Annotated in this window: 16 protein-coding genes and 1 pseudogene; 9 read left to right on the top strand and 8 right to left on the bottom strand. The window is 68.0% G+C overall.

Going from position 1 to position 21,220, the window contains the following annotated elements; translation table 11 throughout:
• Positions 1-169: 169 nt before the first annotated feature.
• The 3 genes from BLR41_RS14565 to BLR41_RS14555 form a co-directional block, all read right to left on the bottom strand.
• Positions 170-1,183 (bottom strand): o-succinylbenzoate synthase, encoded by a 1,014-nt coding sequence (locus BLR41_RS14565; RefSeq protein ID WP_092629221.1) that lies wholly within the window; start codon positions 1,181-1,183, stop codon positions 170-172.
• A gap of 96 nt (positions 1,184-1,279) precedes the next feature.
• Positions 1,280-1,876, bottom strand: a complete 597-nt coding sequence (locus BLR41_RS14560; RefSeq protein ID WP_092628947.1) for a suppressor of fused domain protein — start codon at positions 1,874-1,876, stop codon at positions 1,280-1,282.
• A 111-nt stretch (positions 1,877-1,987) separates the two neighbouring features.
• Entirely contained in the window at positions 1,988-3,652 is a 1,665-nt protein-coding gene (locus BLR41_RS14555) for a DNA repair helicase XPB (RefSeq protein ID WP_092628945.1), read from the bottom strand.
• Positions 3,653-4,029: 377 nt separating this feature from the next.
• Between BLR41_RS14555 and BLR41_RS14550 the strand changes: the two genes are divergently transcribed.
• Positions 4,030-4,674 carry a hypothetical protein gene (locus BLR41_RS14550; protein ID WP_092628944.1) on the top strand — a complete coding sequence of 215 codons (645 nt, stop codon included), beginning with the start codon at positions 4,030-4,032 and terminating at the stop codon, positions 4,672-4,674.
• 522 nt (positions 4,675-5,196) lie between these two features.
• On the opposite strand, the pseudogene BLR41_RS23870 reads toward BLR41_RS14550, so the two are convergent.
• The 4 genes and pseudogenes from BLR41_RS23870 to BLR41_RS14530 form a co-directional block, all read right to left on the bottom strand.
• Positions 5,197-6,030: pseudogene (locus BLR41_RS23870) on the bottom strand (ABC transporter ATP-binding protein); the annotation flags it as partial.
• 53 nt (positions 6,031-6,083) lie between these two features.
• Complete coding sequence (locus BLR41_RS14540) at positions 6,084-6,890, bottom strand: ABC transporter permease (RefSeq protein WP_092628943.1); 807 nt, start codon at positions 6,888-6,890, stop codon at positions 6,084-6,086.
• Positions 6,887-7,651 carry an ABC transporter permease gene (locus tag BLR41_RS14535; RefSeq protein WP_092628941.1) on the bottom strand — a complete coding sequence of 255 codons (765 nt, stop codon included), beginning with the start codon at positions 7,649-7,651 and terminating at the stop codon, positions 6,887-6,889. The genes BLR41_RS14540 and BLR41_RS14535 overlap by 4 nt, the downstream gene beginning before the upstream one ends.
• A gap of 187 nt (positions 7,652-7,838) precedes the next feature.
• Positions 7,839-8,861: an ABC transporter substrate-binding protein gene (locus BLR41_RS14530; protein WP_245694240.1), complete on the bottom strand. Its 1,023-nt coding sequence runs from the start codon at positions 8,859-8,861 to the stop codon at positions 7,839-7,841.
• Positions 8,862-9,442: 581 nt separating this feature from the next.
• Between BLR41_RS14530 and BLR41_RS14525 the strand changes: the two genes are divergently transcribed.
• The 4 genes from BLR41_RS14525 to BLR41_RS14510 are packed head-to-tail and all read left to right on the top strand — an operon-like array spanning position 9,443 to position 14,825.
• Positions 9,443-13,033, top strand: coding sequence for a sensor histidine kinase (locus BLR41_RS14525; protein ID WP_176797992.1), 3,591 nt, complete (start codon positions 9,443-9,445; stop codon positions 13,031-13,033).
• On the top strand, positions 13,030-13,458 hold the full coding sequence (locus BLR41_RS14520) for a roadblock/LC7 domain-containing protein (protein WP_092628937.1): 429 nt from the start codon (positions 13,030-13,032) through the stop codon (positions 13,456-13,458). Before BLR41_RS14525 ends, BLR41_RS14520 begins: the two co-directional genes overlap by 4 nt.
• Before the next feature lie 31 nt (positions 13,459-13,489).
• Complete coding sequence (locus tag BLR41_RS14515) at positions 13,490-14,236, top strand: DUF742 domain-containing protein (RefSeq protein WP_092629219.1); 747 nt, start codon at positions 13,490-13,492, stop codon at positions 14,234-14,236.
• The gene (locus tag BLR41_RS14510) at positions 14,217-14,825 is read left to right on the top strand and encodes a GTP-binding protein (protein ID WP_092628936.1); all 609 of its coding nucleotides are present in this window, start codon (positions 14,217-14,219) and stop codon (positions 14,823-14,825) included. Before BLR41_RS14515 ends, BLR41_RS14510 begins: the two co-directional genes overlap by 20 nt.
• Before the next feature lie 193 nt (positions 14,826-15,018).
• Here BLR41_RS14510 and BLR41_RS14505 read toward each other — a convergent pair whose 3' ends face one another.
• The gene (locus BLR41_RS14505; RefSeq protein ID WP_245694238.1) at positions 15,019-17,319 is read right to left on the bottom strand and encodes a helicase-associated domain-containing protein; all 2,301 of its coding nucleotides are present in this window, start codon (positions 17,317-17,319) and stop codon (positions 15,019-15,021) included.
• A 194-nt stretch (positions 17,320-17,513) separates the two neighbouring features.
• Between BLR41_RS14505 and BLR41_RS14500 the strand changes: the two genes are divergently transcribed.
• The 4 genes from BLR41_RS14500 to BLR41_RS14485 all read left to right on the top strand — a co-directional run bounded on the left by BLR41_RS14500 (position 17,514) and on the right by BLR41_RS14485 (position 21,142).
• Positions 17,514-17,708 (top strand): hypothetical protein, encoded by a 195-nt coding sequence (locus BLR41_RS14500; protein ID WP_092628934.1) that lies wholly within the window; start codon positions 17,514-17,516, stop codon positions 17,706-17,708.
• Positions 17,709-18,015: 307 nt separating this feature from the next.
• Positions 18,016-19,503, top strand: coding sequence for an NAD-dependent malic enzyme (locus tag BLR41_RS14495; protein WP_092628932.1), 1,488 nt, complete (start codon positions 18,016-18,018; stop codon positions 19,501-19,503).
• A gap of 93 nt (positions 19,504-19,596) precedes the next feature.
• Positions 19,597-20,088 carry a cyclic pyranopterin monophosphate synthase MoaC gene (gene moaC / locus BLR41_RS14490; RefSeq protein ID WP_092628930.1) on the top strand — a complete coding sequence of 164 codons (492 nt, stop codon included), beginning with the start codon at positions 19,597-19,599 and terminating at the stop codon, positions 20,086-20,088.
• 67 nt (positions 20,089-20,155) lie between these two features.
• Positions 20,156-21,142 (top strand): molybdenum cofactor biosynthesis protein MoaE, encoded by a 987-nt coding sequence (locus BLR41_RS14485; RefSeq protein ID WP_092628929.1) that lies wholly within the window; start codon positions 20,156-20,158, stop codon positions 21,140-21,142.
• The last annotated feature ends 78 nt before the right edge of the window (positions 21,143-21,220 follow it).

Raw genomic sequence — 21,220 nt, 5'->3', positions numbered from 1 at the left:
GAAGCCGAAATCCCGGTGTCGCCGTCGTGCGGTTGCCAGAGGTTATCGCACACGGCGGAAGACGCGCGGCGGTTTCGTCGTATCCGAGCCGGGAATTCGACCTTTCCCGCCGTTTTCGCGCGTTTCGTCAGTTCCGCGGAGCGGATCTCACCCGCTTCCGGAAATTCGGTTATTCCGATTCCTCGACATCGTGACGCGGCATGACGTCGTGCACCCGGCGCAACCGGTCCAGCCAGCGGTGCTGCGTCTCCGCCGGAGGCGTGGCCGCGGCGACCAGTGCGGGGGAGGGGGTGGGGGCGCGTCGCGGTACCGGAAGCCACCCGTTCACCGGTAGCAGGGAGTCGCTGACCATGTCGCCTTCCAGCAGGGCCACCGTGCCGAGACCGCAGGCGAAGGGCAGCTCCGGGAGTGCCCCGGCTAGGGCGAGCTGAGCGGCCAACCCCACGCTGCTCTCCACCGCGGAGGAGACCACGCAGGGAAGTCCGCAGGCCTCGGCCACCCGGAGCGCGCGTCGGACCCCGCCCAGCGGGGTCGCCTTGATCACCGCCACATCGGCCGCCTCCGCGACCGCCACCCGCAGCGGGTCCGCCGCCCGCCGAATCGATTCATCCACCGCGATGCGCACGTCCACCCGCCGCCGTACGGCCGCCAGCTCCGGCACCGTGGGGCAGGGCTGTTCGACGTACTCCAGGCCGGAAGCGGCGCGGTCGAGCTCTCGTATCCGCCGCACCGCCGTGTCGATGTCCCAGGCGGCGTTGGCGTCCACCCGGACGGCCCCGGAGCTGCCCAGCGCGGCCCGCACCGCCACCAACCGTTCGATGTCGGCCGACTCCGGCTGTCCCGTTTCGGCCACCTTGACCTTCGCGGTACGACAACCGGAGTCCGCCACGATCCGGTGCGCCCGCTCCGGATCCACGGCCGGAACGGTGCAGTTGACCGGCACGGCGTCCCGCCGCGGCTCGGGCCAGCTCTCGAAGCAACTCTCCAGGGCGGCGCGCAGCCAGGGTGCGGAATCCACGTCCGAGTAGTCCTCGAACGGGCAGAACTCCCCCCAGCCCGCGGGCCCGCTGAGCAGCACGCCCTGTCTGGTCGTGACTCCCCGAAACCTCGTACGCATCGGCAGACTGTAGACGCGTACCGCGTCGAGCTCGGCCAGGTCGAGTTCGTCATCGGTGGAGCACATGACTTCGATCCTGGCACGTGCGTACCAACCCGGGCACGGGGTTGGAGTCAACACCACACCGTCGGCGGTGGTCACCGCCGGGCGGTGTGGTCGGGGTCAGGCCACGCTCGGCCTGCCGATGTCGAAGACGTCGACCTCGAAGCGTGCCCACTGCTGCCGCAGCGCCGCGACGCCCCGGTCGAGCGCGAAGTTCAGTTCACCCAGGGTGACCGGCAGCAGCGTGAACACCTGCAGCTGTTCCACCCCCTGCGCGTCGGTGAACCGGGTGAACTCGGGAGGGAAGAGTGGGTGCCCACCCGCCAGCAGCGCGTGGAACTCGGTCCCGGCCAGCAGCGGTTTGTCGTTCGGCACGAGCTGGTCCGGCACCAGGTGAGTCCCGTTCCGTACCAACAGCTCCGCCGAGATGTCCACCAGGTACCGGGCCGCCTCGGCCTGTTCCCGGTAGACCGTGCACGCCAGTTCCTGCGCGGGCTCGGCACCGATCGGTTGGAAACGCAGCCCGGAACTGATCACGGAGCTGAGGTGGTATTTTTCCAGGTGGAAAAACACCAGACCGTAGCCACGATCGGGGCCGTGCACGTTCGGTGGTTCCGCCTCGGACGGTGTTCCCGCGTACCGTTCCAGGTTCTCGGCCAACCCGACGAAGCGGTGAGCCCCGCCTATCGTGGGTGTCGCGTCGTTCCCGGTGCTCATCCTGGCCCTCCAGCATCCTCCGCCTGCGGTGGTGTCCAACTACGGGCGTCGAAGCGGGACCGGCTCACCACGAGCCGTACCCCGCGCCCCCAGGAGCGGGGCAATCGCCTCTCACCCGTCCACATCGGGAACGGTCGGGCCCAGCAGGTCCTCGGAGTCCACTATCCGGTAGGCATAGCCCTGTTCGGTGAGGAAGCGTTGCCGGTGTGCAGCGTAGTCGGTGTCCAGGGTGTCCCTGGCAACCACCGAGTAGAAGTGTGCCTGGCCACCTTCCGTCTTCGGCCGCAGCAGTCTGCCCAGCCGTTGGGCCTCCTCCTGCCGTGAACCGAACGTGCCGGACACCTGCACGGCCACCGAGGCCTCCGGGAGGTCGATGGAGAAGTTGGCGACCTTGGATACCACCAGCCGGTTGATCTCACCGCGCCGGAAGGAGTCGTAGAGGGCCTCGCGCTCCCTGTTCCTGGTCGAGCCCTCGATGATCGGGGCGTCCAGCTCCTGGCCCAGCTCGTGCAGTTGTTCCAGGTAGGCCCCGATGACGAGCGCGGGCTCGCCGGGGTGCTGATCCAGGATGGCCCGTACCACCGACGCCTTGGTACGTGCGGTGGCACACACCTTGTAGCGTTCCTCGGCCTCGGCGGTGGCGTACTCGAGGCGTTCGTTCTCGGTCAGCGTCACGCGCACCTCGACGCAGTCGGCGGGCGCGATCCAGCCCTGCGCCTCGATGTCCTTCCACGGCGCGTCGAACCGCTTGGGGCCGATCAGCGAGAACACGTCGCTCTCCCGTCCGTCCTCCCGCACGAGGGTGGCGGTCAGGCCGAGGCGACGCCTGGACTGGAGATCGGCGGTCATTCGGAACACCGGCGCGGGAAGCAGGTGCACCTCGTCGTAGACGATCAGGCCCCAGTCCCGGGACTCGAACAGGTCGAGGTGCTGGTACTCGCCCTTGGACTTGCGGGTTATCACCTGGTAAGTGGCGATGGTGACCGGCCGGATCTCCTTCTGCTCACCGGAGTACTCGCCGATCTCGTCCTCGGTCAGCGAGGTTCGTTCCACCAGCTCGCGCTTCCACTGTCGCCCGGCGACCGTGTTGGTGACCAGGATCAGCGTGGTCGCCCCCGCCTCCGCCATGGCCGCCGCGCCGACCAGCGTCTTACCGGCGCCGCAGGGCAGCACCACCACTCCCGAGCCCCCTGCCCAGAAGGAGTCCACGGCCTGCCGCTGGTAGTCACGCAGTTGCCAGCCGTGCTGCCGCAGCGAGATCGCGTGGGCCTCGCCGTCCACGTAACCCGCCAGGTCCTCGGCGGGCCATCCCAGTTTGAGCAGGGTCTGCTTGAGCCTGCCGCGTTCGCTGGGATGCACCACCACGGTGTCGTCGTCCAGGCGTGACCCCACCATGGGTTTGACTTTCTTGCTGCGAAGCACCTCTTCGAGCACGGCACGATCACGCGCCGTCAGCACCAGGCCGTGCGCCGGGTCGTTGGACAGCTCCAGCCTGCCGTAACGCCCCATCGTCTCGACGATGTCGACGAGCAGCGGCTGCGGAACCGGGTACCTGGAGTTGTTGACCAACGCGTCGACCACCTGCTCGGGGTCGTGCCCCGCGGCCCGCGCGTTCCAGAGCGCGAGCGGGGTTACCCGGTAGGTGTGGACGTGTTCCGGTGCGCGTTCCAATTCGGCGAACGGTGCGATCGCGGTTCGGGCCTGCTCGGCCCCGGGGTGATCTACCTCCAGCAGGATGGTCTTGTCCGATTGGACGATCAGCGGTCCGTCGGTCACGTGCTCGCTCCTGGCTGAACTGGATCGGTGCTGGTGTGCGCGGCGGGGACACCACCGACGCAACGGGTTGCCGACCGTCGAGTATTCCACCGCCGAGGGAGCGTGCCACAGTGTCGCGCACCACGGTACCCGTCGAGGTGGCCGGTGGAGTGGATGTCGATCTCTCGTGGGACCGGCGCCCGCTCCCGCGGAAACGGGGAGCGCGACGGCTTCGCGAGTTCGTTCCGCGTGCGGCGGTGCGGGGGACAAAACTCCTGTTGCGGTGAGATTCCATTGCCACAACACTTGTCCGGTTCGCCGGAAAACGAGCTCCCGGCATGTCGCAGACTCCAGTACCTTCTTCGTCCGAAAGAGTGAAAGCTATCGAAGAGGACGGCGTGAGTACTCCATCGCAACCACCCGATCCGGCGGAACCGCCCGAAGAGCAGCGGGCAGCAGCGGAGCCCGCCCTCGAAGCCGAGGAAGAGCAGCCCACCTCCGAAGCAGGGGAGGGCAAGGCGCGTAAACCGCTGGTGATCACACTCACCACGCTCGGCGTGGCGGTGCTGCTCGGAGTTCTCGGGACGTTCGCTCTCGGACCGCTACGGTCGAACATCACCGAAGCGGTCTCGGGCTTCACGGGACCGAACCTCGAGAAGGGTGACTGTATCGACCTGGTCGACGCGAGCCTGCAGAGCTTCGAGGAGGAGAAGGTCGCGTGCGGGTCCCAGGCCTCGGACTACAAGATCGTCAAACACCTCACCGACGAGAGCTGCTCCGATAATCGGGCTTACGAGGTGCTGACCATCGAGAGCGACGTCTACTGCATGGTCATGGACGTCACCGTCGGGGACTGTCTGTGGATGCAGGACAAGCAGCACCTGGACACCAAGGTCGACTGCGAGTCCGAAAACGCCACCCGGAACGTCACCAAGGTCGCCGACAAGGCCGACAAGGCCGTCTGCGCTCCCGGTTCCTACTACGCGATCTACCCCGAGCCCGCCCGCACGGTGTGCATGAAGGAAATCAACGGTAAGGGCTGAAGTACCGGGTCGGACCACTCCCGCGAACGAGCTCGCGGCGGCTCGTTCGATACCGGCGGCGCGTTCTCGGGCGCCATCGGGTGACCGGATCCGTCCGCCACCGCTCGGTGGCGGACGGATCCTCGTGTCCGGGACGGGTCAGCGCGACTCGCGCACCGCCGATTCCGCCGTGGAGTCGGCCGATTCCGGTTCGGACTCCCCACCCTCGGTTTCCGACACCGCCGCGGTCCTGGAACTCGCCTCGGTTTCGGAAGCCGCGTCCGTTCCCGAATCCGCCTCACCGGCCTCGGCCGATTCCGTGCGGGAGTCCGGTTCTTCCTCGTGAGCGGATTCTTCCGTCCGGGGTCGTTCCTCGGCCTGCTCCGGTGCCGTCTCGGAGTCCAGGGTCGCCCCGGAGTCCGGTTCGGCCTCACCGGACGAGTCCGCCGTCGAAGTCGAGTCCGTGTCGGTATCCGGCGTCGTGTCCCCGGTTCGATCGGCCGGGGCTTGCGGAGCTTCCCCGGAACCACGTTCGTCGCCGGTCTCGCCGGTCTCCCCGGCCTCGGTGCTCGGTTCGCGGTTGGTCGCGGAACCGTCCGAGTCGGCCTGCTGCTCGCGGTTTCGCAACAGCCTGGCTATCTCGCCACGCAGCTGAACGAAAGTCTCCGATTCGCGCGTACTGATCTGGTCGCGATCCTCACCGAGTTCGACCGGCAGATCGGCCACTATGGAGGCCGGGGACTTCGAGAGCACCAACACCCGGTCGCTGAGGTACACGCTCTCGTCGATGTCGTGGGTGACCAGCAGAATCGTCGTGTCCTGCTCCTTGCGCACCTGCAGCAGCAGGTCCTCGAGCTCGAACCTGGTCTGCGCGTCCACCGAGGCGAACGGCTCGTCCATCAGCAACAGCGCGGGACGGCAGGCCAGTGCCCGGGCGATGGCAACGCGCTGCTGCATGCCGCCGGAGAGCTGCCAGGGATACTTGCGTTCCGAACCGGCCAGTCCCACCCATCGCAGCGTCTGTTCCGCCCGTTCCCGGCGCTCGGACTTGCCGATACCGCGGGAGCGCAGCGGGAACTCGATGTTGCCGCGCACACTCATCCACGGAAAAAGCGAGCGGCTGTAGTCCTGGAAGACCACAGCCAGGTCCTCCGGCACACCTCGCACCAGGTCGCCGTGCATCCGCACCTCGCCGCGACTCGGCGCGATCAGGGAGGCGAGGCAGCGCAGCAGCGTCGACTTGCCGCATCCCGAGGGGCCGACGATGCAGGCCAACTGGCCCGACTCCACGTCGAAGGACACGTCGCCGATCGCGGTGTGCTGTTGACTGCCCGCGTAGGTGTGGCCCAACCCCGTGACTTCCAGCATCTTCGGCACGGTGTCGCTCCTGTCGGTTATCGGTTCGGATTGCTCCACTGTCGGGGTGTTGGTCATTGCGGCACCGCCTTGAGGACACGGCTCTCGACAGCCGAGAGGATCGCGTTCAGCACGTAGCCGAGAACGCCGATGAGTACGATTCCGCCCCAGAGCTGTTCGTAGTCGAGTTGGTCGCGCGCCAGCACCATCGCGTGGCCCAGGCCGTCGCTGGCTCCGACCAGCTCCGAGATCACCATCATGATCAGCGCCAGCGAGAGGCTGATCCGCAGACCCGCGAAGATCTTCGGCACGGCGCTGGGAAGCACCACCGAGCCGAACCAGAGCGGACGGGATATCCGGAAGGCGCGAGCGGTCTCGGTCTTGGTGACGTCCACCGAACGCGCGCCGTCGGCGCTGTTGAGCAGGATCGGCCACACGCAGCCGAAGACGATCGTGGCCAGCTGCATTTTGAAGCCGATGCTGAACAGCACCATGAACACCGGCAGCAGCGCCGGGGGCGGGATGGACCGCGCGAAGGACAACAGCGGCCCCACGTAGGCGAGCGCGTTGCGCGAACGCCCCAGCGCCAGGCCGAGAGCCACTCCGCCGACTCCGGCGATCAGCCATCCGAGCAGCAACCTGCCGATGCTGGGCAGCACGTCGTCGAACGCGGCTTCGGTCAGGAAGAGCGTGCCGATCCCACCGCTGAACCACAGTTCCCAGGTCCTGGTGACGATCTGGAACGGGGTGGGGAAGAACGTGTTGTCACCGCCGACGGTGATCAGCTGCCAAAGCAGCACGCACACGATCAGTACCGTGAGTTGCAGCGCGGCCCCGGTCAGCCGACCACGAGCGCGGACCCTGGTTCCTTCGGTGCTCATGATGTTCCTCCCGCCGGGGCCCAGGTGATCCACTTCCGTTGCGCGCCGGCCATGCCCGCGTTGATCAGGTAGCCGAACACGCCCGCGACCAGGGTTCCCGCCAGTACCTGATCCATCCGGCCCGCACCGCTGCTGGCCAGGTAGATGTAGTGGCCGATTCCCCCGTTGCTGCCCATGAGCATCTCGGCGCTGATCAGCACGATCAGTGCGGTGCTCGCGGACAGTCGCAGACCGGTGAACACGAACGGGATCACGTTGGGCAGCTTCACACGCAGCAGCACCTGCGTTCGCGAGATCCGGAACGCCCGGGCGGACTCGAGCAACTGGTCGTCGATCTCACCGATGGCGTAGATCGTGTTGAACAACAGTGGCCACAGACCGGCGTAGACTGCTAGAAAGATCTTGCCCGCGGGACTGCCCGCCGCCACGACCACCACCAGCGGGATCAGCGCGACCGAGGGTACGGGGCGAAGGAATTCGATCAGTGCCGTCACCGCGGTGCGCAGCAACGGCACGCTGCCGAGCAACAGCCCGCCGGGCACGGCGATCACAGCGCAGCAGAACAGCGCGATCAGCCATGCCAGGACGGTGGCGACCACGTCGCGCAGGAAGTCCTGCTCGCCGAGCATCCGCACGAGTTCCTGCAGCACGGTGGACGGAGGTGGGAGATACTGCTGTGGCGCCAGACCGGAACGGCCGACGATCTCGCAAATCACGAGAAAGACGGCGACCCCGATCAGCGCGCGTAAGGTGTTACGCATGATTTCCTGACTGGTTCCGATGGTTTGGCCGGGATCCGTCGATCCGGGACACTGTTACGAGTCGCTCCCGCCGGGAGCTTCGGCCCGGCGAACGCCTCGCCCTCCCGGGCGGAAAACCTCGATCAGTCGAGCGGCAAGCAAATGCCGGGCCGCGTTCGGCGGCCCGGCTTCGTTGCTCGTCCTCAGGTCACTCGTTGCTCTCGGGTGCCTGGTAGAGCATCGTCTTGATGTCGAACTGGTTCGCCGGGAGCTCCCCGTTGTTCTCCATCAGGCTCACGACGCTCTTGAGCCTGCTGGCTTCGAGTGTCGACGGGTAGGTGCCGATCGTGACCAGCGAGGCCGTCTTGGGCTTGATCTTGGTGTACTGCGGCAGCAGTTCCTCGACCGTGTTGCGATCCCCGTTGGCCTCGGCCTGGGCCTTCGACATCACGCGCTGGAACTTGGCGGCGGCTTCGGAGTTCTGCTCGACCCACTGGCTGGTGGCGGCGTAACCCGCGATCGGCATGTTCGCGGTCGGGCCGGAGGCCTGGTCCAGCAGGGTCTCCGCGCCGAGCTGGTTGGCGCGGGAGATGAAGGGTTCGATCACCGAGGCCGCGGCGACATCGCCCCGCTCCAGTGCGGAGGGCATGTCCGGGAAGTCCATCGTGACGAACTCGATCTTGCTGGTGTCGACCCCTCGGGTCTCCAGCGCGCTCACCGCGGTGAGTTCGTTGAGGTTGGCCCGGGTGTTCACGGCCACCTTCTTGCCCTCGAGGTCGGCGGGCTGCTGCACCGAGCCGTCCGGCATGTGCATCAGCAGGAAGGTGCCCTTGGTGGCCTGGTAGGCGTCCGAGATGGCCTTGACGTCCACCTTGTCCTGCTGCTTGGCCCGGATGAACGAGACCCAGTTGCCGAAGGTGACGTCCAGCTCACCACTGGCGATCTTCGGGATTCCTTGCGCACCACCGGCGATGGTGCTGGTGTTGATCTTCAGCCCCTCTTCGGCGAAGTAGCCCTTGTTCTTGGCCAGTTGCAGTGGCGCCACGTCAACCGCGGGCATGGTGCCCAGGTTGATGGTGGTCATCCCGGAGTTCGTGTCCTCGTTGCCTTCCGAGCCGCTCAGCAGACCGCAGCCGGAGGTCAGGAACAGGCCGATTCCGGCAGCGAGCGCCAGCGCTCTCCGGGACAGTGAGCGGCCGCTGGGGCCGCCGCGCGTAACAGGTCGAACCATGGTCAGCAATGCTCTTTCGGGTGATCTGAACGGGACGGCGAACAGCTCATTACTTTCACGGTTCCGGTACTAAGAGTCAACAGCTCAATAATTACACCACCATACGAGCGATACTCAATGAGCTATTTGGACACACAGTGCGAACAATGAATCTCTTTCGCATAACAAGTGCGATTGATCTCAGGCGCTCGCGCTCCCAGGTGTGTTTTATCTCACAGTAAAGGGTGAGAGGTAGCTCGCTGTGCCGATCTAACCCGGTGATTACCCTCTAAAGGTCTAATCCTGGCAATAGTGTGAATAACGGTACGTATAGCGCCCCACTTTCCCGATCGTGGTGCGCGCCAGTACGCTGAGGCCGCCCGTAGGAGTCGCGCAGCCCCGGCTCCAAGGGTGGTGCGTTCGGGATGTCAGGGTGACGACCATCCCCTGAGCTGCACTTTCCGTGTTTTCGGTGTCGACTGTCCGCACTGCGGAGACGACACGTGCCCGTAACTGTCGGAATGAGGAAGCCACGAGTGGCCGGAGGAAACAAAGGCCCCGATCGGTCGACCGGGACGGGGTCAGCGGGTTCACACCCATTGATGACGGGTGCGGAAACCGCGACCGCGAGTGAAACGGGTGCGCCGGGGGATGCACCCGCTGCGAACGGCAGCAGCGGTCCGGTCGACGATCACTCCGAGGAGCGGCCCTCGGGTGGGCTGCGGATGCGCAACTGGCGCCTGCGTACCAAGCTGCTGGTGGTTCTGCTCGTTCCGGCGCTGGCAGCGCTGGTGTTCGGTGCGCTGCAGGTCGTCTCCGACTACAACCAGACCCAGCAACTGCTCCGGATGCGGCAGCAGGTCACTCTGGACACCAGATCCGCCGAGGTCGTGCACGAGTTACAGCGCGAGCGCGACCTCACGGTGGCCTATATCGCGGCCGGACGCGGTGGCGAACGTTCCCAGCTCACCGAGCAGCGCGACGCCGTGGACGCCGCGGTCGAACGGTTCCGCTCGGCGATCGACGAGGCCAACCAGCGGGGCAACACCGCTGTTGCCTCCTCCTACGAGCAAGCGGTCAACCGGTTGGACCGGCTGCAGGCGCTGCGCTCGGTCACCGACGAGACCGCCTACCCGGCCAAGGCCGCGCTGCGTGCCTACAGTGCCTCCCTGGACAACCTGATCGCGCTCGGGGAGCGCGCCGTCACCAGGATCAACAACGAGGGTGTTGTTCGGCTCTACCGGGCTACGAACGCGCTGTCCCGGGTCAAGGAGCAGGAATCGGTCAAACGCGCCAGACTGCTCTCGGCGTTGGAGAGCGGCGAGTTCGGCATCGGTGGCCAGCGGCAGCTGCTCGCCACCGACGCGAGCATGGAGGCCGCGCTGGAGGAGTTCCGCAAGCGCGCCACCAACGCCCAGGTTCAGCGCTACAACGACACCGTCTCGGGGCTCGCGGTCGGCCAGGCTCGTGACCTGCAAGAAACTGCCATCGTGCAGGCTCAGCAGGGTGAGGGGCTGGACGATATAAACGCCCAGGAGTGGATGCGTACCGCGACGCAGGCGGTGAACCTCACCTACCAGGTTGAGTCGGAACTCCGGCAGCAGCTGCAGAACGAGGCGGACCAGCTCGCCGGCGCCGCTCGCACCCAGACCTATGTCGTGGTGGTGCTGGTACTCCTCGTGTTGATCGCGGCGTTCGCCATCGCCCTCATAGTGGCGCGTTCACTGCTGCTGCCGCTGCGCACACTGCGGCGTTCCGCGCTGAACGTGGCCGACAACCGGCTCCCGGAGGCAGTCGAGTCCATCCTCGAGGACGACAATCCGGACCTGGGCGAGCGCAGCCGCATCGACCCGATCCCGGTGCACACCACCGAGGAGATCGGCAGGGTGGCGCGTTCCTTCGACGCGGTGCACGCGCAGGCGCTGCGCCTGGCCTCCGAACAGGCCCTGCTGCGCAACAACGTCAACGACTTGTTCGTCAACCTGGCACGTCGCAGCCAGACGCTGGTGCAGCGCCAACTGTCGCTGATCGACCGGCTGGAACAGGACGAACAGGACCCGGACCAGCTCAGCCAGCTGTTCGAACTGGACCACCTCGCCACCCGGATGCGCCGCAACAACGAGAACCTGCTCGTTCTCGGCGGCACCGATCTGACCCGCCGGACGGTGCGCCCGGTACCGCTCAGCGAGGTCATCGGCGCTTCCGTCTCCGAGGTGGAGCAGTACGCGCGGGTGGTCATCGGGGAGACGCCCGAGTTGGCGATGCAGGGGCGCGTGGTCAACGACATCGTGCACCTCATCGCGGAGCTGCTGGAGAACGCCACCGTCTACTCCAACCCGGACACCGAGGTCACCGTGCGCACCGCCTATCGCAGGCAGGAGCTCGTGCTGGAGATCCGTGACCGCGGTGTGGGTGTCGACGCGGAGCAGCTCGACGAGATCAACGACCGGTTGGTTCGCCCGCCGGACATCGACGTGGCGGTCTCGCGGCGAATGGGCCTCTACGTCGTCGGTCAGCTCGCGCGTAGGCACCACGTCACGGTCGAACTGCAGAACAACGGTGACCTCGAGGGCGGCGCCACCGCCACCGTCCGGTTGCCGGGCGAGCTGATCGTGCAGCTCACCCCGAACGGCCCCATGCCGATGCCCGACATGCCGCGCGAGCAGTCGCGGGACGGCATGGGCGAGACCGGCTCCAACGCCGGGCTCGCCGCGGCGTTCGGCGGTGCCGAGCGTGCGGCCCAGTTCGACCAACCGCAGGCCAACAACGGCTATCACCAGCAGTTCCCCTCGAACTCCCCGGAACTCGACGAACGCGACTCCGCCCCGGACAGCCCGGCGGCGCTGGAGGCGGAATCGACCACGCGGACCCCGTGGCCGGCGGAACAGCCGGAGTCCTGGTCACCGGATTCGGAACCGCCGGAGACTCCGAACTATTCGGTGCGGTTGTCCTCGGGGGACGCCTACGGAGTCACCGAGGTGCCGCGCTGGGAGAACGATTCCGAATCGCGTGGTTATCCGGACGAACCGGAACGTCGCCGCGATGACCAACCCACGGTGGGTTGGCCCGGCCCGGACGAGTCGTCCCGAGTGGCCGAATCGGACTTTCCGGGCGAGCACGAGGACGAGTACGAGGGGCAGTGCGCCGCGCCTCCGGGGCTGGGGGATTCTCCTGACCTGTTCCACAGTCCGTTCGAGTCGCAGAAGACCGAGCACATGTCCTGGCCCGGCCCAGCGTCGGAGGACGAGCCCGCCGACGCGGGGCCGTCCGGAGCCATGGGGGACACCGGCATCACCGAGCAGGTACCCGCTGTCGGACTCGGTTCCGACTCGGGTGCGCCGGAGATGGACGACACCCCGACCGAACGGCTGCCCATCTACGAAGCGGTGCTCTCGCAGTGGTTCCGTGAGGACGACGCGGAACCCGCTGCTACGGGGCGTTCCGCTCTGGAGAACAACTCCGAACTGCCCTCCGACTCCGAGCTGGTCGACGACGCGATCGGTTGGCCGGGACGTTCCACGTTCACCGGTGATCATGGCGGTGACTCGCGACGTAATGGTATGAACCACACGGTATCGTCTGGTGGCGATCTCGATGCTGGTGTTACCGGAGGCGAGTCGCGGAATGGTTCCCAACCGAGCGTTCCTGATTCGGCCGGGCAGCGTGAGCCGTCTTCGCGGCCCGCCCAGCCCGAGGGGTACGAACGGCGGGTACCGCCCGAGGAACCCGGCAGGTCCGCCACCGCACCGGAGCCCGAACCCGCGGCCGACGGCGGCGGTTCCAACAGCTCGGAAACCGCTATGCGCGCCTTCTCCGGCCGCAGGGCTGCCACACGCGAACAACGCAACCGGGTGGCCGACGCCCGTCAATCGGGCGAGGACCCGGGATGGGGTGCAGGCGACGCCGGATGGGAGGCCGCCGAAGCCCTCGTACAGCAGACCGAGCAGGAACAGGAACAAACCTCGGCGGGATTGCCCAAGCGCAAACCGAAGTCGAATCTTGTTCCGGGCTCGGCGACAGAACACCAGTCGCCGCCACCTGGCAAACCGGCAGTGCCCCGGTCGGCTTCGGCCGTCCGTGGCAGAATGTCCAATTTCCAGCAAGGCGTGCGACGTGGTAGGCACGCAAAGGTCGAACCAGAGTCGACCGAACAGTCCCGCTCGATTCCGAGCCGTCCCGAGGAGCAGGAGTGACCGGGTCCGCCCAACAACCCATGAGCAGCAACAGCTTCAGTTGGCTGATCACCGACTTCGTGCGTCGGGTACCCGGCGTGGCGCACTCTGTCGTGGTCTCCGCGGACGGTCTGTTGCTCGCAGGATCGCAGGGTCTGCCCCGAGACCGTGCGGAGCAGTTGTCCGCCGTCGCGTCAGGGCTGGTCAGTCTTACCCAAGGCGCCGCGCGTTGTTTCGAGGCGGGTGACGTCACCCAGACGGTCGTCGAGATGGAACAGGGCTACCTGTTCCTGATGTCGATCAGTGACGGATCCTGCCTGGCGGTGTTGGCCGCGCCCAATGCCGACATCGGTCTGGTGGCTTACGAGATGACCCTGTTGGTGGAGCGTGTCGGACGACAGCTCACCCCTGAGCTGCGCGCTCAGTTGCAGGGTATGGGTCGATGAGATCAGCCGAGGCTGACGTTGGGAGCTCATGATGAGCGAGGGGGCCAACCCGAACTGGGACGGGGACCTGTTCCGGCTCTACAGCCAACGGATGGGTGACGACTGGCAGCAGGACTTCCTCGGTGAAGCTCCGGAGGGGGGCGCCGGAGGGCAGCACACGCCGCGTGGCGGCGAAGCCGCCAGTACCGAGGAGTACCAGCGTGGACTCTTCGGCGGGCCGGGTGCGGATCTCTTCGGCTCCGACTACCGCTCGGAGTACGGCGAAGCCGCCTCCGGCCAGGGTTCGCGCGGCGGTAAGGACGCTTCGGGCGGCGGCCCGATGTCCATGCCGTCCATTTCGCAGCCGATGTCACCGCTGTCGCAGTCCATGCCGTCGATTTCCTCCTCGATGCCCTCCATCCCGGGACAGGACGGCACCTCGGGCGAGGACACGGAGGAAGAAGGCTCGCTGATGCGGCCGTACGCCCGGACACGCGGGCGTACCCGGAGCGACTACGAACTCGCGATCGAGACCCTGGTCTCGACCAGCGAGCGAGGTCGCACGCAGAGTGCTCAGGCCACACCGGAACACCGGTCGATCTGTGGCCTGTGCACGGATGCCCGTTCGATCGCCGAGATCTCGGCGCACCTACGGCTTCCGCTGGGAGTGGTGCGAGTGCTGATCGGCGATATGGCCAGTCTCGGCCTGGTCGAGATTCACGATAGTGGAATGGTCGTGGGCGACCGGCCGTCCATGGAGTTCTTGGAAAGGGTGCTCAGTGGGCTTCGCAGGCTCTGATCCCCACGCGATGAACGGTGGAGACGGTGGTGGAAAGACCTCGACGAAGATCGTGGTCGCCGGTGGTTTCGGGGTCGGCAAGACGACCCTGGTCGGATCGGTCTCCGAGATCCTCCCGTTGACCACCGAAGCGGTCATGACCGAGGCCAGCGTCGGGGTCGACGACCTCACGGCCACGCCGGGCAAGGTGACCACCACGGTCGCCATGGACTTCGGCAGGGTCTCGTTGGATTCCGAGCTGATCCTGTATCTGTTCGGAACCCCCGGCCAGCACCGCTTCTGGTTCATGTGGGACGACTTGGTCCGGGGCGCCATCGGCGCGGTGGTGCTCGTGGACACCCGCCGTCTCGCCGATGCCTTCGCCTCGATCGATTTCTTCGACGATCGTCAGCTGCCCTACGTGGTGGCGGTCAACACCTTCGACGGGGTGCTGCACCACCGCCTCGAGGACGTGCGGGAGGCGCTGACCATCGACGAATCCGTGCCGATCCTGGGATGCGACGCCAGGGACAAGGAGTCCACCAAGAACACCCTGATCACGCTCGTGCAGCACGCGATGCGGCAGCGGATGGCGACCTCGCAGAGCTGATCGGTTCGCCCTCCCCGGTGGCCGGTGGTTCGGCCCGCCCGGCCGGACATCCCGGTACGTGAGCCGAGTTCCGCGAGCTCGGTTCGCCGCGTCGGTGCCCCGCCGGAGCGATCCCTCACTGCGGAGGTGTCGACCACGGGCCGGGGCGTGTCCGATCACGCGAGTTCCGCCGCGGGCTCCTCGGACGAGCTGCTCACCGCTCGACCACCGCCACCGAGGTGATCCGGTGCAGCGGGAAGTCACCCAGCTCATCGCGGGTGGAGTCGAATCCCTGCAACACGCCGCCGCCGACGCTCACCGGCCGCACGATCCGCTGCGTCGCCCCGCCCTGGGCGTCCACGAAACCCAGCCACACGCTGTGGCTCTGGCGCGCCGCCTCCCGCAGCAGTTCCAGCGTCGCGTTCGCGCTGGGCCTGCCGCGCTCGGGGGTGATGGTGTTGCCCCGGGTGGCGGCTGCTTGATCCCCCGCCCGCAGGGTGCGCACCCGTTCGGTGAGCTGCTGCTCGTCCGGGCGGGTGGAATTGCTCGGTTCGCCGCGTGCTCCGCCGTACCTGCCCCGGCCCTTGATCCGCTGCGGTCCCCGACTCAGGTCCAGCACCCCGCCGTCGGCGCTCTCCGCCACCGGCGCGTACCCGTTGCCGCGCAGCTCGTCGACGAGCTCCTCCAGCGGCAGTGGACTGATCAGCACGGTCGGGGCGATCCGGCGCAACCCCAGGTGGGCCAGCTGCTGCTTGCCGAGAACCTCGGTGAGTACCACGGGATCGTCGCAGCGCAGAAAGGACGAAGTCGTTCCCGCGCGCAGTTTGCCGTGCCTGCGGGCCGTGTCGTCGATGAGGTAGGTCAGCCCCTGCGGCACCGGAGTGCGGGAACGCTGTTCGAACAGTTCCCGCAGCTGTTCGCTGCTGCGCCCGGCGTCGAGCGCTCGCCGGACGCTCGACTCGCTCACCCGGTACACCGTGGCGCTGCCCGCCGACTCCACGTCGGCCACCAGGTTCAGCTCGGTGGCCAGCTCCGGTTCCAACCTGCCCGGCGCCACCACGGTCAGATCGGCCTGCACCAGCACGTGATCGACCGGTTCCGGGATCGCCGCGGCCATCACCCCGGCAGCAGCGCTCTCGTCGCCGGTCAGCAACGCACGCCCGGCCGAGGAAAGTCCCCCGAGCGCGACGATCCCCAGCGCCCTCGCCTCCCGAAGAGTCCAGGCCACAAGTTCATCGCGCATCGAGCCGCCGCGTCGCGGCGCGCGCCAGGCGAGTACGGCGGCCACGTCGTCCTCCCGCCGGAATCCCCATCCGCCGGGCTGTTCGTCCAGCAACTCCAGCACGCGCCGCCGGTCCCGGGGCGCCGAGGAACGGCGCAGTCCCTCGGACAGGGGCCCAAGCAGTCTATCCCGCGCGTCACGCGAACCGATCAGCCCGGGCAACCGGGGCAGTTCCAGCCAGGAGCCGGCCAGCAGCGCCCAGCGGTGTTCCGGGGAGGCGGCCAACCACACATCGGCCTGCACCGTCGGAACCCACTGCGGATCCTCATCGGGGCTGGTGTCGATCAGCCCGGTCCCAACGGCCAGCTCCACCACCAGCGCGGCGCGCGTCTCGTCGCTCTCCAGCTTCCTGGCCAGCTCGCGGACGTCACGCACCCCCACTCCGCCGGAACGCAGCACGTCCGGAGGCTCCTGTCCCCAGCTCTCCAGCAACAGCTCGACGTGGCGGTTCAACTCCAGCGCCTCACCGGCGGCCGTGCCGTTGATGCGCTGTTGGCCGTGCTCGTCGAGTTCCGGCACCGGTTCCGTCGTCGCCACGTTTCCCATCGGGCGGTCGCCTCGTGCGGCGAGCCCGAGCTCGCGGGGAAGTTCGACGGTGTTCTCGTCCCGCCGGAGCAGCAGACCGCGAAGCAGCAGCCGACCGATCGGGGTGTCCGAACGCTCCGCGCCGGGTTTGGCCTGCCCCGTGCGCCCGATCGGGGAATCACCCGCGAGTTTGCTCACGACGCCGCGCTCCTCGTCGTCGAGTTCCGCCAGGACCTCGCGGGCGCGTTGTTCGGACAGTCCGTCGAGTTCGGCCCCCAGCCCCGCGGGGTGGGCGCCGATGGTTTCCCGCACCGTGACCGCGGTGCGGAGCGCCTCGTCCGGCCCCCACACCAGGGCGCGCTCCCGCAGCGGATCGACTCGTGACCGCAGCTGTTCCCGAGTGGCCTCGCCGCCGAAGAAACCGGTGAGCCGCTCCAGCGACACGCTTCGCTCGTCGGCGTCCAGCAGCACCAGGGCCTCCAGCACATTCAGGCTGAACGAGTCCAGATCCTCGCAGGCGCGCGTGACCGAGGAACGCACCGTCGCGCGTGCCGCGAGTACCGCGGAGTCCGTAGGAGGCGGGGTCGCCAGGTCCGGCCGCGAACGCAGCAGCGCGAGCAGCTGCCGGTCGTCGCGGGCACGCAGTAGCTCGGCCAGCGAATCGGTGCTTTCGGGGGGCGGTTCGTTCGCGGCTGGATCCACGGGCATCCGTTCCAACATACCCGTGCGGATGGCTACCCGGTGGGGTGTGGTAAACGGCACTCGCCGTTCGGGGGTGGTGGGAGCAACACCCCGGATCAGGCAGACTGTGCCTCGAGCAGGAAAGTTCGAAAACCCTTTCGCAGCTCGGTTCCGGCCGTGATCACCGGGCGTACGCGGCGGGAAACCCGAAGGAGGTTGGCGTGGCCGACGCGAGCAAGTCCAAACGTGAGCGCATCGACCCGGAGTGGCCGCACGACGAGGTCGGACACCCGGTGACCGAGTTCCTGGCCGATCGGCAGGGCGCCATGTCCCCGTTCGGGGAGGTCACCTTCCCGCTGCCGGAGGGAGCCGTGCCGTACCACCACCCCGAGACCAGGATCAACAAGAGCTCGTAGCGGTACTCGCGCACGCGAACGGTCCTCGCCCCGCCCACCCATGGTGTACGCCGGTGTCCCGGCCCCGTGTTCTCCGCCCCGCGCGCCCCGATGCCGCGGTGTCGGATCGCCCACACGCGGCCGGGGGCCGGGAGAGGTCCCGGCGGGCGGGCCGCCGTGAGAAGCCGGCTGACCGGGGATGCCGGGGCGTCGACCGGTGGTGAACGAGGCCCGTTGGGACGGGGTCGCCGTGGTGCCGCGATGGTGAGTTCTAGTCTCGGAGCTGCCACAGGGTTTCGCGAGAGCTCATCACTGACAGAGGTGCTACATGCCGGTTCCAGGTCCGGGCTATTCGATCACCGTTCGCGTCGAGGCACCGCCCTCGGCGAACGCCGCCGGTGATCTCACCACCGCGGTCGGTCGTACCGGGGCGGTCATCACCGCGTTCGACGTGGTGGAGTCGCACTCCGACCGCATCGTGGTGGACATCACCTGCAACTCGTTGTCCGCCGATCACGCCGAGGACATCACCGAGGTTCTCGAGGCGTTGCCGGGCATGCACGTTCGCAAGGTCTCCGATCGGACCTTCCTGGTGCACCTCGGCGGCAAGATCGAGGTCAACTCGAAGGTCGCACTGGCCAATCGTGACGACCTCTCCCGTGCCTACACCCCGGGTGTGGCACGGGTGTGCACCGCCATCGCGAAGAATCCCGAGGACGCGCGCCGACTGACCGTCAAACGCAGCTCCGTCGCGGTATTAACCGACGGCTCGGCCGTCCTCGGACTCGGCAACATCGGCCCCGAGGCCGCCCTGCCCGTGATGGAGGGCAAGGCCGCGCTGTTCAAGAAGTTCGCCGGGGTCAACGCCTGGCCGGTGTGTCTGGACACCCAGGACACCGAGGAGATAATCCGGGCCGCGGAGCTGCTCGCTCCCGTCTACGGGGGCATCAACCTCGAGGACATCGCGGCGCCGCGTTGTTTCGAGATCGAGGCCAGGCTCCGGGAGAAGCTCGACATCCCCGTCTTCCACGACGACCAGCACGGCACCGCCATCGTCGTGCTCGGGGCGCTGCGCAACGCGCTGCGGGTGGTGGACAAGGATCTCTCGGACTCTCGGGTGGTGGTCTGCGGCGTGGGTGCCGCGGGATCCGCGATCATCCGGTTGCTGCGCAAGAAGGACCCCGCCGACATCATCGCGGTCGATATCGACGGCATCGTGCACAGCGAGCGGCAGGACGCCGACGAACACCTGCGCTCCATCGCGGAGCAGACGAACGCCGCGGGGCGCACCGGCTCGCTGAGCGACGCGGTTCGGGGTGCCGACGTGTTCATCGGGGTGTCCGCGCCGAACCTGCTCAGCGAGGACGACGTGGCCGCCATGAACGACGACGCGATCGTGTTCGCGCTGGCCAATCCCGACCCCGAGGTGGATCCGCTGGTCGCGCAGCGACACGCCACCGTGGTCGCCACCGGCCGCAGCGACTATCCGAACCAGATCAACAACGTGCTGGCCTTCCCCGGGTTCTTCCGGGGGCTGCTGGACGCGCACGCGCACGACATCACCGACGACATGATGCTGGCCGCTTCCAACGCCATCGCCGACGTGGTGGACGTAAATGACCGGGTGAACGCCTCGTTCATCGTGCCCAGCGTGTTCGACACCACGGTCGCGCCCGCCGTGGCGGACGCCGTCCGCAGGGTCGCCGTCTCCGGCGAGCCGGTCACCCCGGCAGTGCAGGGCGGTGCCACCGGCGGCACCGTGGTGGGCGCGGTGGCGCCGAGCTTCGCGGAACTCGACGAGGAAGCCGATATCTGACGAAGCGCTACCGGCCCACAGTGCGGCCGTCGCCGTAGCCGGCGGCGGCCGCGCACCTGTGTCGCGCCGGTGCCGATCGTCTAGGCTCGCCGCATGGCGACACAGCACGAGTTCAGCCACGTGGACGAGTCCGGTGCCGCGCGGATGGTCGACGTCGCCGACAAGGACAGCAGCGCCCGCAGCGCGGTGGCCTCCGGGGTGGTGCGTACGACGGCGGCCGTGATCGAACAGCTCCGACGGGACGACCTTCCGAAGGGAGACGCGCTCGCCACGGCTCGCATCGCGGGCATCATGGCCGCCAAGCGCACCCCGGACCTCGTGCCGCTGTGCCACCCCATCGCGATCGCCGGAGTACGGGTCGAACTCGAAACCGCCGAGCGGGAGGTGCGGATAACCGCCACCGTCCGTACCACCGATCGCACCGGGGTCGAGATGGAAGCCCTCACCGCCGTCACCGGCGCCGGACTGGCGCTGCACGACATGATCAAGGCGGTGGATCCGGCCGCCGTGCTCGACGAGGTGCGCGTCGAGCGCAAGGAGGGCGGTAAAACCGGGGTGTGGACCCGGCCGGACCACCCGGAATGAGCACCGCGTCGGAATCAGCACCGGGGAGGAGCACCCGGCAGAGCGGCAGGCAGCAGGGGAGAGAATCATGACCCAACGAAGCGCCCGAGTGATCGCCGCCTCCAACCGCGCGGCGCGGGGAGTCTACGAGGACCGAACCGGCCCCCTCATCGTGGACTGGCTGCGACAGCGCGGTTTCCGGGTGCCCGACGCGGAGGTCGTCGGCGACGGCGAGCCCGTGGGGGAAGCGCTGCGGTCGGCCGTCTCCGAAGGGGTGGAGGTCGTGCTGACCACTGGCGGAACGGGAATCAGCCCCACCGACCGAACTCCCGAGATGACCGCCCGGGTGCTGGACTTCCCCGTACCGGGCCTGGCGGACGCCCTGCGCGAGGCCGGACTCCCCGAGGTTCCCACCGCGATCCTCTCGCGCGGACTGGCCGGTGTGGCGAGCGGCACGCTCGTCGTCAACCTCCCCGGCTCGCGCGGGGGCGTGCGGGACGGTCTTCAGGTGCTGGACGGCGTGCTGGAGCACGCGTTGGAGCAGCTGCGCGGTGGTGATCATCACCGCGACTCGGAGCTGTCCGCTGTCGCGAACCCCGGGAGCGCTACGGCCGAGCCCGCGACGGCGAACCCGGTCGCGAGTGTCGGTGCGGACGGAGTCGTGCTCGCGGGAATGACCGAGGAGAGCATCGACGTGGCCCGGCTCGCCGAGCTGGTGGAGCATCGCGCGGCCGGTGCCGTGGTCACCTTCGCGGGCGCCGTCCGCGACCACGACGGTGGGCGCGGGGTCCAGGAGTTGGAGTACACCGGTCATCCCTCGGCCGCGGACGTGATCTCGGAGGTGGCGGCCGACGTGCTCTCCCGCTCGGACGGAGTGCGCGCGCTGGCGGTGCAGCACCGCACCGGGATGCTGGGGATCGGGGACGTGGCGCTGGGCTGCGCGGTCTCGGCCGAACACCGCAAGCAGGGCTTCGACGCCTGCGCGGAGCTGGTGGACGAGGTGAAGCGGCGGCTTCCGGTGTGGAAGCGGCAGGTCTTCGACGATGGGCAGGAAGAGTGGGTCAACTGCCCTTGAGGGGACCGCGTCGGCTCGGTTTGCGTGGCGGTGCGGGTGGCGGAACCTCTGGCACGGCCCTCGCTGCGGGAGGCCCGA

The sequence above is a fragment of the Actinopolyspora mzabensis genome, from assembly GCF_900101095.1.
GTDB classification, from domain to species: Bacteria; Actinomycetota; Actinomycetes; order Mycobacteriales; family Pseudonocardiaceae; genus Actinopolyspora; species Actinopolyspora mzabensis.
Note: the sequence above shows the minus strand (reverse complement) of the source record. Positions and strands in the feature narration are given on the sequence as shown.

Bases quoted from the DNA above. Each gene is read 5' to 3' on its own strand.
- BLR41_RS14565 (WP_092629221.1), bottom strand. From the start codon at position 1,183: ATGTGCTCCACCGATGACGAACTCGACCTGGCCGAGCTCGACGCGGTA.
- BLR41_RS14560 (WP_092628947.1), bottom strand. From the start codon at position 1,876: ATGAGCACCGGGAACGACGCGACACCCACGATAGGCGGGGCTCACCGC.
- BLR41_RS14540 (WP_092628943.1), bottom strand. From the start codon at position 6,890: ATGAGCACCGAAGGAACCAGGGTCCGCGCTCGTGGTCGGCTGACCGGG.
- BLR41_RS14535 (WP_092628941.1), bottom strand. From the start codon at position 7,651: ATGCGTAACACCTTACGCGCGCTGATCGGGGTCGCCGTCTTTCTCGTG.
- BLR41_RS14530 (WP_245694240.1), bottom strand. From the start codon at position 8,861: ATGGTTCGACCTGTTACGCGCGGCGGCCCCAGCGGCCGCTCACTGTCC.
- BLR41_RS14525 (WP_176797992.1), top strand. From the start codon at position 9,443: ATGACGGGTGCGGAAACCGCGACCGCGAGTGAAACGGGTGCGCCGGGG.
- BLR41_RS14515 (WP_092629219.1), top strand. From the start codon at position 13,490: ATGAGCGAGGGGGCCAACCCGAACTGGGACGGGGACCTGTTCCGGCTC.
- BLR41_RS14505 (WP_245694238.1), bottom strand. From the start codon at position 17,319: ATGCCCGTGGATCCAGCCGCGAACGAACCGCCCCCCGAAAGCACCGAT.
- BLR41_RS14495 (WP_092628932.1), top strand. From the start codon at position 18,016: ATGCCGGTTCCAGGTCCGGGCTATTCGATCACCGTTCGCGTCGAGGCA.
- moaC (WP_092628930.1), top strand. From the start codon at position 19,597: ATGGCGACACAGCACGAGTTCAGCCACGTGGACGAGTCCGGTGCCGCG.
- BLR41_RS14485 (WP_092628929.1), top strand. From the start codon at position 20,156: ATGACCCAACGAAGCGCCCGAGTGATCGCCGCCTCCAACCGCGCGGCG.